Origin of the sequence: Pseudomonas sp. G11 (genome assembly GCF_029457515.1) — a bacterium.
Lineage (GTDB): Bacteria > Pseudomonadota > Gammaproteobacteria > Pseudomonadales > Pseudomonadaceae > Aquipseudomonas > Aquipseudomonas gorinensis.
Genome location: NZ_CP120377.1, coordinates 3,365,680 through 3,380,513, shown reverse-complemented (window position 1 = coordinate 3,380,513; position 14,834 = coordinate 3,365,680). Strand labels below are relative to the sequence as shown.

Here is a 14,834-nt window from a genome sequence, read left to right as displayed (position 1 = left end):
TCATTCTTTGTCGAGCTTGCCGACCAGGGACAAGGTGAAATCCGCCCCCATGTACTTGAAGTGAGGTCGCACACTGAGGTTGACGCGGTACCAGCCAGGTTCCCCGTCGACGTCACTGACGACAATACGGGCGGCTCGCAGCGGACGCCGGCCGCGCACTTCGGCGCTGGGGTTTTCCTGGTCCGCCACGTATTGGCGAATCCACTTGTTGAGCTCCAGCTCAAGGTCGGTGCGCTCCTTCCACGAACCCAGTTGTTCGCGCTGCAGCACCTTGAGGTAATGGGCCAACCGGTTGACCACCATCATGTACGGCAACTGGGTACCCAGGCGGTAGTTCAGCTCGGCCTCCCTGCCCTCGGCGCTGGTGCCGAAGTACTTGGGTTTCTGCACGGAACTGGCGGAGAAGAACGCGGCATTGTCACTGCCCTTGCGCATGGTCAGGGCAATAAAGCCTTCCTCGGCCAACTCATATTCGCGACGATCGGAAACCAGCACCTCGGTAGGAATCTTGGTTTCGATTTCGCCCATGCTGTGGAAGTGGTGCAACGGCAGGTCCTCCACCATGCCACCGCTTTGCGGACCGATAATGTTCGGGCACCAGCGAAACCGGGCGAAGCTATCGGTCAGGCGCGTGGCGAACGCGTAGGCAGTATTGCCCCACAGATAGTGTTCGTGGCTGTTGACCACGTTTTCCTGGTAGGCAAAGGTCTTGACCGGGCACTCCGACGGGTCGTAGGGGGTGCGCAGCAGGAACCGTGGCACGGTAAGGCCGATGTAGCGGGCATCTTCGCTCTGGCGAAAGCTCTGCCACTTGGCAAACTGGGGGCCTTCGAAATGATCCTTGAGATCCTTCAGGTCGGGCAGCCCGGTAAAGCTTTCCAAGCCAAAGAACCCCGGCCCGGCAGCCGCGATAAACGGCGCATGGGCCATGCAGGCCACGCTGGAAACGTACTGCATCAGCTTGACATCCGGCGCGCTGGGCGAGAGGAAGTAGTTGGCAATGATGGCGCCTACCGGCTGGCCGCCAAACTGACCGTATTCGGCACTGTAGATGTGTTTATAGAGCCCGGACTGGTTGATTTCCGGCGAGTCTTCAAAATCATCCAACAGGTCCTGCCGCGCGACATTCAGCAGTTCGATCTTGATGTTCTCGCGAAAATTAGTGCGATCGACCAGCAACTGCAGGCCCTTCCACGCGGCTTCAAGCGCCTGGAAATCCGGGTGGTGGAGAATTTCGTCCATCTGCTGGCTGAGCTTGGCATCGATTTCGGCGATCATCCGATCGACCAGGCGTTTCTTGACCGGCTCACCGCTGTTGTGCGGTTTGAGCAGCTCTTCGATAAACGCCGAGACCCCGCGCTTGGCGATGCCATACGCCTCGTCGTCAACCGTCAGCAGCGTCTGGGCAATAATGTTGTCAAGGATGCCGCCGTTGTCATCCGTTGATGTGGCCAGCGGTTTATGTTGTGCGCTCATCGTTCAGTGTCCTTTTCCTGAAAAAGTCATACGGTGGAACTGCCCAGCCCCAACTCGGCCAATACCCGTGCACGGGATTCATCATTGGCCAGGGCTTGCTCGATGGCCTTGCGAAAGCTCGGCGTATTCCCCAGTGGCCCCTTCAATGCCATCAACGCTTCACGCAGCGTCATCAGCTTTTTCAGTTCGGGAATCTGCTCCACCAGGCTTGCGGGGTTGAAGTCCTGCATCGAATTGATCCGCACCTGTATGCCCAGCTCTTCAACGTCGGGCGCGTCCTGGAGGCGATTGGGCACGCTGAGCGTCAACTCCAGCGCTTGCTTGGCCAGCACCTCGTCCAGGGTGTTCTTGTCGATACTGATCGGCTTGCGGTCTTCCAGCTTGCGCAAGTCCTCACGCTGGGTGAAATCCCCCAGTACCAACAACTTCAACGGCAGTTCAACTTCTTCCTGTGCGTCTCCAACGGCAGGTTTGAAGGTGATATTGATGCGTTCCTTGGGTGCTACCGAACCTTCTTTGGCCATGGTCTATCTCCTTTTTTTCGAGCGGCTCGAAAGCCTATTCAAGTACCGCTTCCAGGTCGAAGTGGCACAACCTGCGATGGGTGTCTTCCTTGCGCTCCCGCACGGCATGGCTTTGTGGCAACAGGTCGCAGCAGCGATACAGCAACTGCGCCACCTGCAGCGCCAAGCCAGGCTCCCAACGGTCCAGCCCCGCCTGCTGCAGTTCATGATCCAACTGTTCAAGCTGGATTCTCGCCAGCTCGTACTTGCCGGCCAGTACACACAACCGGGCCTGGGCCAAACGCCAATGGAAGCGCGCTCGCTCGCCGCGTGCGGCATGCAGGCCCTGCCTGAGTTCCCCGACGGCGGCCTTGAGCCCGTCCTTGCGCAACCGTGGCATGACGTCCTGCAACGCCCTCTCCCACGGCTCGGCGTCGGCATCGATCGATATCTGCGAGGGTGAGGTTCTTTGCAGATGGCGATTCACCTGCAGCGCAATCCAGTCGCGAGTCGCAGCATCCGCAAACGGAACGCCGTCGTGAAAGCAGAACCCGAGGAGGTTCGGCAGGCGTTGCAACAACAGGGCGAGGCTGACTTCCACCTCGGACATCGCCAGATGAGCCTGCAGCGCCTCGAGGCACTCCCACTGCATGCGCAAACCGTCGAACCAGAACATCGCACTGGCCAGGCTTGCTTCAAGCTCAAGCACCAGGTCGGCGTAATGACCTTGGACAAAACGCTCCTGGTAACGGTTGAGCTTGTCGGATGTGGGGCCACGCAGGCTGGTGATCCCTGCACTGTCGGCGTCGGGGTAACTGACCAGGGGCAGCCAGGCCAGCGTACGGCCCAGGCGCAATGCGCGCAGGTCTGTAGCGTCCTGGCGCAGCCACCAGGTACACAATGGGCGAGCCTGGTCCTGCAGGGTGCGAAGTCGCTTATGTGCGTCTTTTTCGTTATCGATTGCAGCTTCCGGCTTGAGCAATTGAGTCGCTGCCTGCTTGACCTGTGCAACGACCGCCGTCACACCGGCCGGCTCGGGACCGCATTGCGCCGTGCGCGCCAGGCGCTCTGATAATTGCCTGCGAATCGGCAGAAGGAGTGGCGCGTCGCTTCCCAGGCATGCGCTCCAGCATTCATCCAGGCTGGAAAGGTGTTCAAGGATGGCTTGGAACAGGGGTTGCTGATCCGCGATTGCAAGGGTTTGCGCAAACAAGGGCTCAAGGCGCAGCACCAGCCAGCCGAAAGCTGCGCCACGGGTACGCATCTTGGCGGGGTGGACAGCCGCCCAATGCTGTTCGCAAAGATGACGCAACAGGCCCAGGCCTGCCAGCAAACCAGGAAAGGATTCACGCTGGTACAACGCCCAGGTCAACCATGCCGCGACCCGCAAATCCTTGGAATGCTGACGCAGCACGCCTTCGCTGATGACCCTGACGAGCTGCCAGTCTGGCTGGCTGCCGCCGTGGATCGATTGGGCCTTGGCCAGCTCGGTTTCAAGGGCTTCATATTCGCTGGAGAAGCGCACTTCACTGCCGGCATAACTTGCATCTGAACATGGCGTTCGGGCGACCTCAAGGTAATAAGCGCAAAGCGTGTCTGAGTAAATCATTTTTAACCGCGCACGATTATCCAAGATAGGACCGGCGAACTAACTGCGTATTGGCTGCGCACCAGTAAGCCATGAAGCTTCGTGAAAAACGTGACGAAGCGAGCGAACATTAGTCACGCAAAAAACATTCAGCAAGCAACATGCGCCTACTTAAGGAATTTCCTACAATCACCATAAAACCTGGCCTGCGCAGCAATTTGCGCAGTTTAATCCGTTGCAAAATGCCCTGACTGCTCGCGCTTCATTGATTAGAGCGGCTCAAACAGAACAAGCAACTAATTGCGCACTTAAGCGCAAATACCAGCCGTTAATATCGCCCCCGCCTCCCCGCAACTTATAAAATACAAGCGCACGCCACATCGAACCCCTTATTTCATTGGAGTTCCAACTTTCAGGCACGCTTCTTGTTATAGGGGTTTTGCCCATCCGGCCCGTCGCCGAATGGAACTCCCTATCAATAAGGCAAGGAAACCCGACATGCCAACACCCGCGTATCTTTCTATTACCGGTGTCAAGCAAGGTTTGATAACGGCAGGCACTTTTACCCAGGACTCGGTAGGTGGCATTTACCAGGAAGGTCATGAGGACCAGATTCTCGTGCAGGCGTTTGCTCACCAGGTAATCATTCCCCGCGACCCGCAATCGGGCCAACCGACGGGGCAGAGGGTGCATAAACCGTTGATGATCAGCAAGGTCTTCGACAAGTCATCGCCGTTGCTCTTCAGCGCCCTCACCAGCGGCGAAGAGGTCAAGTGCCGACTGGAGTGGCTGCGGACCTCAGCGGCAGGCACGCAGGAGCACTACTTCACCATCGAACTCGAAGGGGCGACCATCGTCGACATCCAGTCGCGCATGCCCAATTGCCAGGACCCGGACAACGCGCATTTCACCCACCTCGAAGACGTCTACTTCAGCTATCGCAAGATCACTTGGACCCATGAGGTCTCCGGTACATCCGGCTCGGACGACTGGCGCAGCCCGGCGGCCGGCTGACCCGGCCTGATGCGCAAACGGCTGCCAGGGACGGCGCCGTTTCTGCGCGACACTCAGACCATCGCCAGGGGGTGCTTGCGCTTGGGCGCGCCGAACACCCGGTCGATGGCCTCCAGATCGTGTTCATCCAGCACCAGGTTCGCGGCGCTGGCGTTAAGGCGCACGTGTTCGGGCGTCACGGCCTTGGGGATGGCAATCACCCCCTCCTGGCGCAACACCCACGCCAAGGCCACCTGGGCAGGCGTGACCTCATGAAGGTGAGCGATGTGCTTGAGCGTCTGGCTGGATAGCAGCCCACCCCCCTGGGCAATCGGACAATAAGCCATCAATGGCAAGTGATGCTGTTGCCACCATGGCAGCAAGTCGAATTCGATACCGCGCTCTTCAATGTTGTAGAGCACCTGGTTGGTGGCACAGGCCGGGGAAGCAAGTTCCTGCAGGTCGGCGACATCGAAATTGGACACACCCCAGCGGCCGATTTTGCCGGCTTCTCGCAGCCGCTCGAAGGCCTCGACCGTTTCTTCAAGGGGATACTGGCCGCGCCAATGCAGCAGATACAGATCGATGTAATCAGTCCCCAAGCGCCGGAGGCTGGCCTCGCAAGCACGGGGGACACCCTTGTGGCTGGCGTTATGGGGGTAGACCTTGCTCACCAGGAACACCTGGTCACGCTTGCCGCGAATGGCCTCGCCGACCACCTCCTCGGCCCCCCCTTCGCCGTACATTTCGGCGGTATCGATCAGGGTCATGCCCTCGTCGATCCCCAGTTGCAACGCGGCGACTTCGGCGCGGCGCTGGTCGGGGTTCTCGCCCATGCGCCAGGTTCCCTGGCCGATGACAGGGACGGGAACGCCGGCCAGATCAATGGTTCGCATGACAATCTCCTGATGAGTTCGCGGGTTAACAGTGTGGCATTGACCGGACAAAAGGGTTCAATCGAAGTATGGTTGCCCTTTGCCAAGCTGCCAGGAAGGACCTGCAATGCTGTTTGTCGTGATGCTCGGGGGCAAGCACCCTCGCGCCCGGATCGAAGTCCATGATGTGGTATTCGCCGTGGCGGATACGTTGGAAGGCACCTACCCGCAATTGCGCGACGCCTGGTTTGGCAGCCCCAAGGGTGTGCATATCGATGCCTGGATGGCCGTGGAGGGTGTCGATGGCTGGACAGTCGAGCTCAGCCCCCTGGCACCCCAGGCCGGGGCGCAACATCTGTATTTCGTCAACCTGGGCGGCTATGAAGCCCACAGCTTTGGCGAAGCCCATCACTACCTGCTGGTGGTCGCGCCCAACAAACAGGCAGCCAAAGCCAAGGGTCAGCAGCAGATGCTGCGCCATTGGTCCCAGGCTCACACCGACGGGGTATTGGATATCGATGACTGCCTCCCCATCGACCTGGTGGACGGCCGCTATGTCCACCTTGTGCAGGGGCCGCACCGGCCAATCGTGCAGCAGAACGACTATATCGTGCTGCCCTGATCGCCGTGCTGGCTCACCTAAGGACGTGCACTGCAACTGCCGGAGCTCTCACCCAAGGTCGATGGGCTACGCGACTCGCGATCACCAACTGCCGGACGCCCCACCGCCGCCGCTGGAACCGCCACCCCCCGACGAACTGCTGCTGGAACTTGAGCTGCTGGCGCTCGAACCGGAACCGCTGCCCGAGCTCGATCCCGACCCAACGCTGACCTTGCCAAAGATAAACAGCGCCACGAATGAGGCAATCGGGATCGCAAACAGCCAGCCATCACGCCCGCGCTCGAACAGCAAGCCCGCCGCCACGTACACCGCCACCGCCGCCAGCGCTCGCGCAACACATCCCACGCGGCTGCGTTTCCAGGCATCTTTCATGATGACAAACAGGATCAGGTACATCCCCAGCACCACCAATGCGCCCAGGGGAAACGCCAGCCAGTGAATGAAATCGACATCCACGTAACGATCCGTCACCACCAGCCCGGCAATGTAGGCCAGCAGGCCCAGCACGCCATAAAACACCGTGCGCGCCATCCACAATGCACCGAATGTGGCACCGCCGATCAGCAGGGTCAGCGGTAACAACAGTAGGTACACCGGCCAATCCCGACCACCGGCGAACACCGCCAGCAGCACCGTCACCGCGACCGCGACCACCAGCGCCCGGCGCCAGGGCAGCTTGCCGGCGCTGATCAACACGCCGCCGATGGAGCCCACGATGAACGCCAGCAATACCGCGATTGCCGGAGGCGGCAGCCCCGGGCTGGCCACCTTCGGCAGGTCGCCCCCCTCGACCAGCGCGCTGAGGTCGTCCACACCCTGTTGGATACCCCCCGCGTAGTCGCCCTGGCGAAACGCCGGGGTGATGTGTTCTTCGATGATGCGGTGGGCCAACAGGTCGGTGACGGTACCTTCCAGGCCATACCCCACTTCGATGCGCACCTTGCGATCGTCCTTGGCCACCAGCAACAGGATGCCGTCGTTGACGTCCTTGCGCCCCAGCTTCCAGGCGCGGAACAGTTGGTTGGTGAAGTCTTCGAGGCTGTCGCGGCCGGTGCTGGGTACCAGCAACACGGCTATCTGCGCGCCCTTGCGTTGTTCGAGGGCCGCGAGCTGGTCGGTCAGGCGGCGGATGGCCGTCGCATCGAGGGTATTGGTGAGGTCGATCACGCGCTGGTCCAGCGCGACCTTGATCGGGCTCGCAGGTGCCGTGTCGGCCTGGGCGGTGCTGATCAACAGGGTGACAGCCAGCAGGGCCAGCAGACTCAAGGCGGATCGCCGCAACCACAGCATCATGTTTTGTTACCTGAAGTGTCTTCCTTGTGCTGCCGACTTTACCCTATCGGCGCTAGACCGGGTGCAGCCCATGGCGTTGAGGCCCCAAATGGACCTGTCGGTACTCGGCACGCCTACACCGGAATCGCGTACACCGTGCCTTGCATGATCGGCTCCACACGCCCGGTCAACAGCACACCACCCTGCCCGTCCCACTGCACGGTGAGCGTGCCGCCGTCGCAGTGCACTTCAACCGTATCGTCCAGCAAACCACGGCGGATACCATTTACCACCGCCCCGCAGCAGCACGACCCGGAACCCAGCGGTACACCGCCGCCCCGCTCCCAGATGCGCAGGCGGATATGGCGGCGATCCAGTACCTGGACAAAATGAACATTGGTCCTGGCCGGGAATAACGGGTGAACTTCCAGGGCGGGGCCCAGCGCTTCGACGTCGACGGCAGCGATATCCTCGACAAAGAACGTGCAGTGTGGATTCCCCATGCTGCACGCGGCCGGGCTGCCTTTGATCGGCAAGGTTCGGGTATCCAGCGGCTCGGCGAGCGGCACTGCGGCCCAGTCCAGCGATGGCGCGCCCATATTGACCGACACCCGCTGCCCCGCCACCCGCACGCACGTCAGCAACCCGCGCTCAGTGCGCAATACGATCGAATCGGTGCCGGTTTCCTGCATCAAGCGGTCGGCCACCCCCCGAGTGGCACTGCCACAGGCCTCCAGGGGCGTGCCATTGGGGTTCCAGAACTTGATACGCGCAGCGGCATCGGCGCAGTCGAGCACCACGGCCAGTTGATTGAAACCGATACCGGTGTGGCGATTGCCCAGGCAGCGGGCAACCTGCGCGGTGATCGGGTCGTCCTGGCCACGGCGGTCGATGATGATGAAATCATCGCCATGAGCATGCATTTTCACGAACGGCAAGGTCATGCTGGGCTCCTAGGGTCGACCGGTGGGTGAACAGGAGGATACCCTGAACCGGCCCTCCAGACTTATCGAGACCGAACCATGCTTATCGTCTTCAGCGGCCTTCCCGGAACCGGAAAGACCACCATCGCCCGTGAACTCGCGCGCCAGACTCGCGCGGTTTACCTGCGCATCGACGTGATCGAGCAGGCGATTCGCAATGCCGGCGTGCTGGCGGCAGATGTGGGCGCGAGCGGCTATGGGGTAGCCAATGCGCTGGCGCTGAGTCATCTGCAACTGGGTCATACGGTGATAGCCGATTGCGTGAATCCGGTCCGGGAAAGCCGATCTGCATGGGCGAACGTGGCCACGCAGGCTAGCGTGGACGTGCTCGACATCCAGGTGATCTGCTCTGACCCACAGGTCCATCAACGCCGCGTGGAAACCCGCGCAGGCGACATCGCCGGCCTGGTTCCGCCCACCTGGCAGTCGGTCCTGGACCATGAGTATGAGGCTTGGGATGAAGCGCCATGGACCCTCGACACGGCGCTGCTGACGGTGAACCAGGCCGTCACCCTGGTGATTGCGCGCCTCGCGTCTACAGGGCTTGGGAACCCATAGCCTTCATCAACACCAGATCGCGCCCGTAGATATCCGGCGCATACACCAGCCCGCCCTGGCGATCCACTTCCACCGTCCAGTAGCCCAGTAACACCGGCACCGGCGTGGCCAGTCGGAATTCATGGGTCACACCCGTGGCCAGCAATTCATCGGTGCGAGCACGTTCCGCCGGCGTCACCAGCAGGTCGCGCAGCAGCAGCGGTTGCTCGACCCGCACGCAACCGGAGCTGAACGCGCGCGGGCCTTTGGTGAACAGTGGCTGGCTGGGGGTGTCGTGCAGGTACACCGAATACGGGTTGGGGAAGCGCATCACGATCTTGCCCAACGGGTTGCGCGGGCCGGCTTCCTGGCGCAGCAGGATGTTGCCGGGGCGTGCCCAGTCGATCTGTTCGGGGGCCAGCGGGTGGCCTTCGGCGTCGAGCACTTGCAGGTTCTGCTGGCGCAGGTACTCGGGGTTGAGCCGAATCGCCGGGAGTTTGTCCTCACGCATGATGGTCGGCGGGATGGTCCAAGTGGGGTTGAGGGTCAGCCGGGTGATGCGCGATTTGAGCAGCGGTGTCTGGCGCTCGGCACGCCCGACTTGCAGGCGGGTTTGCCACACGGGAATGCCGCTCTGGTAAACGCTCAGTTGTGCGGCGGCCACGTTGACCAGCACGCCCTCGGGTTCCAGGTCCTGGCTCAGCCAGCGAAAGCGCTCCAGGTTGATGCGCAATTGTTCGCGACGAATCGCTGGGCTGATATTGAGTTCGGCCACGGTGCCCGCGCCAATCACGCCATCGGATTGCAAGGAGTGGCTGAGCTGGAAGGCTTTGACGGCCGTGACCAGTTCATCCCGGTATTGCCTGCCGTTGCCGGCGGGAGCCTGGGCCAGATAGCCGCCGCTGTATAAGCGCCGCGCCAATTCTGGAACCCGTGGGTCTTCCATGCCGGGGCGCAGCAACGGGCCGCTGGCGACCGCTTCCCAGTGCGGCAACGGTTGTTGGCGCGCCGTGGAGTAAACATTGCGCAGGCTGCGATACAGGTCGGCGCTGGGACGGGCCTGGTCAAACGCCTGGGCCATATCGTGCAGGCCGGTGGCGGCAAACCCCAGCACTTCGGTGTTGGGGTCACGGGCGGGAGGCTGGGCATGCCACAGCGGTTCGAAGCGCGATTGTTGCAGGCGCCCGTAGTGCAGGTCTTGCAAGGCTTGCAGGTACTGGCGGCTGGTGTCGATATCGTTGCACAGCACGTTCGCCGTGGCATTCGCCGGGGGCAGGCTATAGTGGGTGGGGTCCAGGCCGTCATCGGCCAGCATCAGCAACTGAGATTGCAGGGCCTGGCGGCGTTCGTCGGCGGACCACAGCGGCACATCACCCTGCTGCTGGTAGAACGCCTGCAGGCGCGATTGCGCGGCGGCGTCGATCCGGGGGGCAAGTTCGGGGCAGACCCCTGGCAACTGCGCAAGGGCCTGCTGTATGGGGGCCGAGTTGACCGGACTGGGCGCCGTCACTGGCAATGAATCCACCATCAGCGCGTCGGCTGTCGCGACCAATGGTGCAACGAGCAAGCAAATGCTCACGTAATATGCGTGTTTTTTGAACAATGGCTTTGCTCCAATCCACAGCGGGGGGATGTACTGTAGATGCTGACTTTTATGTGCCGTCTCGGCCTTATCACGGTGAGCCTGGCAATGTTGAGCAGTGTTGCGCTCGCCGCCAATGGCAACCCTCCTTCCTTGTATAACAGCCTGGCGCGCTCGGCTCCAGAACTCAATCCCACAGTACTGAAAAGCGCCCTGAGCGCCGTGCAGTGCGCGATCAATAATGGCGAGGAACGTTCCGAGCGCCTGGCTGTGATTGACTATTCCCAACCTTCGACCGCCCGTCGGCTGTGGATCTTCGACTTGCGCAAGAAAACCCTGGTGCTGCGCGACCTGGTGGCCCATGGCGCGAAGTCCGGGGAAAACTTCGCCACCCAATTTTCCAATCGCGAGGGCAGCCACCAGTCCAGTCTGGGGCTGTTCCGCACCCAGGAAAGTTACCTGGGCACCCATGGCTACTCGCTGCGCATGGATGGCCTGGAGCCGGGCTTCAATGACCAGGCCCGCGACCGCGCGCTGGTGATTCATGCCGCCGACTACGTAAGCCCACTGTGGAGCAAGCGCGAAGGCCGTATCGGCCGCAGCCAGGGGTGCCCGGCAGTGCGCCCGCAGGTAGCACGCCAGGTCGTGGATAAACTCAAGGACGGGCAGTTCATGTTCTCGTGGTACCCCGACCAGCGCTGGTTGAAGTCCTCGACGTACCTCAACTGTAAACCCCAACAGGTGGCAAGTAGTCGTACAATCCGTGGCGGCTAACCTGTCCCACCGATAAAAGAGAGCGTCGCATGCTGCTACATAAGTCCACCTGGATCGAGATCGAGCAGTTCCTGGAGCGCAGTCGCACGGTAGTGATCCCCATCGGCTCCAACGAGCAGCACGGCCCCACGGGCCTGCTCGGCACCGACTGGATGTGCCCGGAGATCATCGCCCATCAAGCCCAAGAGAACGCCGACATCCTGATCGGCCCGACCTTCAATATCGGCATGGCCCAGCACCACCTGGGCTTCCCCGGCACCATCTCTCTGCGCCCTTCCACCTTTATTGCCGCGATTGGCGACTGGGTGCGCTCGCTGGCCGGGCATGGTTTCGAGAAGATCCTGTTCCTCAACGGCCACGGCGGCAATATCGCCACGATTGAAGCGGCCTTTTCCGAGCTGTACGCCGAAGCCAGCTACGCCCGCCGCCCGGCCGGGTTCGCGCTGAAGCTGGTGAACTGGTGGGACCTGGAAGGCGTCAACGACCTGGCCCATCGGCAGTTCCCGGTAGGTCATGGCAGCCATGCCACGCCGTCGGAAATTGCGGTGACGCAGTGGGCTTATCCGGAGTCGATCAAGACTGCCGAGTATTCGCCGCAGATCGCCAATACCGGGCCGATCCGTGAAGCCCTGGACTTCCGCGCCCGCTTCCCCGACGGGCGCATGGGTTCCGACCCGGCCCTGGCGACGGTGGAGAAAGGCGCAGAATTGGTGGCGTTGGCGGCTCAAGGGCTGGTCAAGACGGTCGACAGCTTCAGCCACGAAGCAAAACCCTAGGCGTTACATCAATCAGACTGCGGGAGAGGGCAGCCCCCTCCCACGCAAGGTCTTGCGTGATCAGTGATTACTGGCATTCCTTGGCGGCCAGTTCGAGGCGCGAAGGGGTGATGGTCGACGCCAACGGCTTGCGCTCATACAGGAACACCTTGGTGCTGTCCTGGGACTTGTAGGCTTCCAGCACATCATCGGCGGCGATCTTGCTGGTCAGCACCACCTTGGCGTGGCGCGAGTTCTGCGTCACGGTCGAGGTGATGTCGTGCTTTTCAAGCTTGGGCAATACACATTGCACATAGCCTTCGGGGGTTTTGGCGGTTTGCAGGGTCAAGCTCGGCGAATTCGGCGCGGAGACACAACCGGCCAGCAACAAAGAAGCGACAGCCAGAACCGGTACAAAAAAAGAGCGCATACAAAATCCTGAAAAATAGAAAAGGAAAAATTTACATCAACCTGCTTGGACCAGCGCCTTGAGCGATGCATCAAACTGCTTCAAGGCATCTTGTTGCACATCTCGCTGCTGCTCGATCTGCGCCGCAATCTCCGGCGCGGCCTTGTCATGCACCCACACCGACGGCACTTGCTTGTGCACCGAACCTTCGGCCTTGGCGATGTATTGCAGGTTCGCATCATAGAACCGCGCAATAAACCGCGCCTCGACCTGGTCGTTTTGCTGGGTCAGCAACTGGTTATGGGTATCGAGCATCACCACGACATCAGGATGAGCCTGCACCAAGGCATCCAGGCTGTCGTAGAACGTCACCGACAGGAAGGTACCTTGCAGCGAGTTCATCAACCAGTCGATCGCCAGTTCAGGGTCGGAGCTGTTAACGAACGCCTCGCGGATACGTGCATCAAGGCTGCCCTTGGCACCGTTCATGGCCATCGTGTGGTAGCGCTCAAGGTAGTTGAGGTTGTCGAGCGTATTTTCGCTGTACAGCACCCCAACCGACTGCGTGCGGCGCAGAGAGTCTACGCTAGCGTCGATAGGTAGCAAATGGCTGCTACGCAGGTCATCGGCAATTGCCGGGGTGGTCATGCCCACACCCCCCAGCATCAGGGTCATCATAGCCAGCTGGATAAACGTCCTCATCGCGCGATTTCCTTGAACGGCGTGTCGATGGGGATGATTTTCCGCTTTTCATGAAAAAACAGAACTTGCGATCTTCGATGGTGACTATCATCTGAACCGATAGTGCTGAACATAAAATTTATAAGGACCATGCCATGAAGCCCCACCAGAAAACCTTCGACCGGATCCGCGATGCCGTATTGCCGGAGTTTCGCGATCGGGTCGCCGATTACCTGGTTGACTATGAACAGGTGCTGCAGGACCCGATGGCCGACCCGGACCACGTCTATGCCAGTGCCCAGCAGCTACGCGGTTACCTGCGCGGCTTGAACACCACGCGGGTCCTGGGCATGGCCGATTGGGAAGAGTTGGACCGCCGCGTGGCGCAGGAATGGCCTAAAGCACGGGTCTTGGCAGATTGACCCAGGCTTGCACCGAGGGGCGCTGCCACTGGCGCCGGGCATAGTCCACCAACTCGGCAGGTACGCTGTCACCGTTGAGGATCAGGCGGTTGAGCATCACTGCAAGGTCTACGTCGGCAATCGACCACTCCCCGAACAAGTACGGCGGGTTCTCCGCCAACAACACCTGCGCCGCGTCGATCAACTTGCGCGCGGCGGCTTCGGCCGGCGCTGACAACGTCGGCATCGCTTGCCCGTAGAACACCACCAGCGTCGAACGCTCCTGGCGAATCGGCAGCAAATCGCTGCGCAACCACGCCTGCACCTGCCGCGCCCTCGCCCGCTGCTTGGGATCAGCCGGGTAGACCGGCGTCTCGGGGTAAGCCTGCTCCAGGTACTCGCTGATCGCGGACGATTCCGACAAGGCAAAGTCGCCCTCCACCAGGGTCGGCACCCGTTGGGTCACAGACAACTCGGCAAAGTCCTCCGCCTGGTTGTGCCCGGCGTCCAGGTCGAGGGTGACCATGTCGAAGGCCAGGCCTTTTTCGCGCAGGGTGACAAACACCGACATCGCATAGGGGCTGGTGAACAGCGAATCAACGTAAAGACGCAACGGACCTTGGCTCATGGGACGATCTCCTTGGATGAGCCCCCACGCTACGAGATGCGCCGCCATAAAGACAATGCAGGGTTTTTATGGGGGCATTCCCGAGAGGAATAACAGCGCGACGGGCCGTCGATCAGCCGGCGAAACCACCGGCCTTGAGGAAGGCGTGCTCCGCGTCGGTGATCTGCCTGGCCAGCACGTCATTGCGATGGGGAAAGCGCCCGAACCGCTCGATGATGGCGGCGTGCTCCTTGGCCCAGCGATAGGTGTTGGCATCCAGTGCCTGGTTCAGGGCCAGGGAGCGTTGCTGATCCTGCGGGTTTTCCGAGTGTTCAAACGGCAAGTAGCAGAACGCGCGCAACGCGGGTTCGATCAATTGATCCAGCCCCGTGTCGACGATGCGCTGGGCATACAGGCGCGCCAACGGGTCGGTGGCGAACATATGCGCGGTTCCCCGAAAGGCATTGCGCGGGTATTGATCGAGCAGGATCAGCAAGGCCAGGCCGCCCTCCGCTGTGTCCAGCCAGCCTTCCAGCTCGCGCCGGGCGGCTTGCAGGTGAGTGGCGCGGAACGTGTCGCCAAAGCTGGCATCGAACGCCGCGTCCTTGGCGAACCAGCGCTTGGGGCCGGCTTGCTGCCAGAAAGCGATGACGGATTGCGGGGTGTGGATTACCGCGTTGTTGCGAGTACTCACGATCAGCCTCTCCCTTGCTTGTGTGCCTCACAGTGAACCAGAAGGACTGCGTGGCTGAAACCTTAACCGTCAGCAGCGCAGG

At 61.2% G+C, this 14,834-nt stretch carries 17 protein-coding genes; 6 read left to right on the top strand and 11 right to left on the bottom strand.

The features are described from left to right. Genes tssC through tssA form a run of 3 tightly spaced genes read right to left on the bottom strand, consistent with a single transcriptional unit; the run spans position 1 to position 3,588 of the window. Complete coding sequence (gene tssC, locus P2T68_RS15595) at positions 1–1,476, bottom strand: type VI secretion system contractile sheath large subunit (protein ID WP_277379553.1); 1,476 nt, start codon at positions 1,474–1,476, stop codon at positions 1–3. A 26-nt stretch (positions 1,477–1,502) separates the two neighbouring features. Continuing rightward, the gene (tssB, locus tag P2T68_RS15590) at positions 1,503–2,000 is read right to left on the bottom strand and encodes a type VI secretion system contractile sheath small subunit (RefSeq protein WP_069076343.1); all 498 of its coding nucleotides are present in this window, start codon (positions 1,998–2,000) and stop codon (positions 1,503–1,505) included. Positions 2,001–2,034: 34 nt separating this feature from the next. Further along, positions 2,035–3,588, bottom strand: coding sequence for a type VI secretion system protein TssA (gene tssA / locus P2T68_RS15585; protein ID WP_102624758.1), 1,554 nt, complete (start codon positions 3,586–3,588; stop codon positions 2,035–2,037). Between the two features lie 477 nt (positions 3,589–4,065). Between tssA and P2T68_RS15580 the strand changes: the two genes are divergently transcribed. Then, entirely contained in the window at positions 4,066–4,581 is a 516-nt protein-coding gene (locus P2T68_RS15580) for an Hcp family type VI secretion system effector (RefSeq protein ID WP_024075957.1), read from the top strand. 53 nt (positions 4,582–4,634) lie between these two features. On the opposite strand, the gene P2T68_RS15575 is transcribed toward P2T68_RS15580, so the two are convergent. After that, complete coding sequence (locus tag P2T68_RS15575; protein ID WP_102624757.1) at positions 4,635–5,456, bottom strand: aldo/keto reductase; 822 nt, start codon at positions 5,454–5,456, stop codon at positions 4,635–4,637. Between the two features lie 106 nt (positions 5,457–5,562). Between P2T68_RS15575 and P2T68_RS15570 the strand changes: the two genes are divergently transcribed. Continuing rightward, positions 5,563–6,057 carry a DUF1543 domain-containing protein gene (locus P2T68_RS15570; protein WP_277379552.1) on the top strand — a complete coding sequence of 165 codons (495 nt, stop codon included), beginning with the start codon at positions 5,563–5,565 and terminating at the stop codon, positions 6,055–6,057. Positions 6,058–6,138: 81 nt separating this feature from the next. Here P2T68_RS15570 and P2T68_RS15565 read toward each other — a convergent pair whose 3' ends face one another. Continuing rightward, positions 6,139–7,350, bottom strand: coding sequence for a YgcG family protein (locus P2T68_RS15565; protein WP_277379551.1), 1,212 nt, complete (start codon positions 7,348–7,350; stop codon positions 6,139–6,141). 113 nt (positions 7,351–7,463) lie between these two features. Beyond that, the gene (gene dapF / locus P2T68_RS15560) at positions 7,464–8,273 is read right to left on the bottom strand and encodes a diaminopimelate epimerase (protein ID WP_069076340.1); all 810 of its coding nucleotides are present in this window, start codon (positions 8,271–8,273) and stop codon (positions 7,464–7,466) included. Positions 8,274–8,351: 78 nt separating this feature from the next. Between dapF and P2T68_RS15555 the strand changes: the two genes are divergently transcribed. Further along, positions 8,352–8,870 (top strand): AAA family ATPase, encoded by a 519-nt coding sequence (locus P2T68_RS15555; protein WP_150095188.1) that lies wholly within the window; start codon positions 8,352–8,354, stop codon positions 8,868–8,870. On the opposite strand, the gene P2T68_RS15550 is transcribed toward P2T68_RS15555, so the two are convergent. Then, positions 8,848–10,452 carry a L,D-transpeptidase family protein gene (locus P2T68_RS15550; protein ID WP_069076338.1) on the bottom strand — a complete coding sequence of 535 codons (1,605 nt, stop codon included), beginning with the start codon at positions 10,450–10,452 and terminating at the stop codon, positions 8,848–8,850. The two genes, P2T68_RS15555 and P2T68_RS15550, sit on opposite strands and share 23 nt — an antisense overlap. 39 nt (positions 10,453–10,491) lie before the next feature. On the opposite strand from P2T68_RS15550, the gene P2T68_RS15545 reads away from it, so the two are divergent. Both P2T68_RS15545 and P2T68_RS15540 read left to right on the top strand, forming a co-directional pair. Continuing rightward, positions 10,492–11,205 (top strand): murein L,D-transpeptidase catalytic domain family protein, encoded by a 714-nt coding sequence (locus P2T68_RS15545; protein WP_024075964.1) that lies wholly within the window; start codon positions 10,492–10,494, stop codon positions 11,203–11,205. 29 nt (positions 11,206–11,234) lie between these two features. Then, the gene (locus P2T68_RS15540) at positions 11,235–11,981 is read left to right on the top strand and encodes a creatininase family protein (protein WP_150295126.1); all 747 of its coding nucleotides are present in this window, start codon (positions 11,235–11,237) and stop codon (positions 11,979–11,981) included. 67 nt (positions 11,982–12,048) lie between these two features. On the opposite strand, the gene P2T68_RS15535 is transcribed toward P2T68_RS15540, so the two are convergent. Then, positions 12,049–12,390 (bottom strand): hypothetical protein, encoded by a 342-nt coding sequence (locus tag P2T68_RS15535; RefSeq protein WP_024075966.1) that lies wholly within the window; start codon positions 12,388–12,390, stop codon positions 12,049–12,051. Between the two features lie 36 nt (positions 12,391–12,426). Beyond that, the gene (locus P2T68_RS15530) at positions 12,427–13,071 is read right to left on the bottom strand and encodes an ATPase (protein ID WP_277379550.1); all 645 of its coding nucleotides are present in this window, start codon (positions 13,069–13,071) and stop codon (positions 12,427–12,429) included. 134 nt (positions 13,072–13,205) lie between these two features. Between P2T68_RS15530 and P2T68_RS15525 the strand changes: the two genes are divergently transcribed. Continuing rightward, positions 13,206–13,472 carry a hypothetical protein gene (locus P2T68_RS15525; RefSeq protein ID WP_024075968.1) on the top strand — a complete coding sequence of 89 codons (267 nt, stop codon included), beginning with the start codon at positions 13,206–13,208 and terminating at the stop codon, positions 13,470–13,472. Here P2T68_RS15525 and yfcF read toward each other — a convergent pair. Together yfcF and P2T68_RS15515 are read right to left on the bottom strand one after the other, a co-directional pair. Next, entirely contained in the window at positions 13,447–14,079 is a 633-nt protein-coding gene (yfcF, locus tag P2T68_RS15520; protein WP_277379549.1) for a glutathione transferase, read from the bottom strand. The two genes, P2T68_RS15525 and yfcF, sit on opposite strands and share 26 nt — an antisense overlap. Positions 14,080–14,191: 112 nt before the next feature. Then, entirely contained in the window at positions 14,192–14,728 is a 537-nt protein-coding gene (locus P2T68_RS15515) for a DUF924 family protein (RefSeq protein ID WP_277379753.1), read from the bottom strand. Positions 14,729–14,834: the final 106 nt, after the last annotated feature.

Excerpts from the sequence above, each read along its gene's own strand:
- tssA (WP_102624758.1), bottom strand. The coding sequence starts at position 3,588 with ATGATTTACTCAGACACGCTTTGCGCTTATTACCTTGAGGTCGCCCGA.
- P2T68_RS15575 (WP_102624757.1), bottom strand. The coding sequence starts at position 5,456 with ATGCGAACCATTGATCTGGCCGGCGTTCCCGTCCCTGTCATCGGCCAG.
- P2T68_RS15540 (WP_150295126.1), top strand. The coding sequence starts at position 11,235 with ATGCTGCTACATAAGTCCACCTGGATCGAGATCGAGCAGTTCCTGGAG.
- P2T68_RS15535 (WP_024075966.1), bottom strand. The coding sequence starts at position 12,390 with ATGCGCTCTTTTTTTGTACCGGTTCTGGCTGTCGCTTCTTTGTTGCTG.
- yfcF (WP_277379549.1), bottom strand. The coding sequence starts at position 14,079 with ATGAGCCAAGGTCCGTTGCGTCTTTACGTTGATTCGCTGTTCACCAGC.
- P2T68_RS15570 (WP_277379552.1), top strand. The coding sequence starts at position 5,563 with ATGCTGTTTGTCGTGATGCTCGGGGGCAAGCACCCTCGCGCCCGGATC.
- dapF (WP_069076340.1), bottom strand. The coding sequence starts at position 8,273 with ATGACCTTGCCGTTCGTGAAAATGCATGCTCATGGCGATGATTTCATC.
- tssB (WP_069076343.1), bottom strand. The coding sequence starts at position 2,000 with ATGGCCAAAGAAGGTTCGGTAGCACCCAAGGAACGCATCAATATCACC.
- P2T68_RS15555 (WP_150095188.1), top strand. The coding sequence starts at position 8,352 with ATGCTTATCGTCTTCAGCGGCCTTCCCGGAACCGGAAAGACCACCATC.
- P2T68_RS15580 (WP_024075957.1), top strand. The coding sequence starts at position 4,066 with ATGCCAACACCCGCGTATCTTTCTATTACCGGTGTCAAGCAAGGTTTG.
- tssC (WP_277379553.1), bottom strand. The coding sequence starts at position 1,476 with ATGAGCGCACAACATAAACCGCTGGCCACATCAACGGATGACAACGGC.
- P2T68_RS15565 (WP_277379551.1), bottom strand. The coding sequence starts at position 7,350 with ATGATGCTGTGGTTGCGGCGATCCGCCTTGAGTCTGCTGGCCCTGCTG.
- P2T68_RS15525 (WP_024075968.1), top strand. The coding sequence starts at position 13,206 with ATGAAGCCCCACCAGAAAACCTTCGACCGGATCCGCGATGCCGTATTG.
- P2T68_RS15545 (WP_024075964.1), top strand. The coding sequence starts at position 10,492 with ATGCTGACTTTTATGTGCCGTCTCGGCCTTATCACGGTGAGCCTGGCA.
- P2T68_RS15530 (WP_277379550.1), bottom strand. The coding sequence starts at position 13,071 with ATGAGGACGTTTATCCAGCTGGCTATGATGACCCTGATGCTGGGGGGT.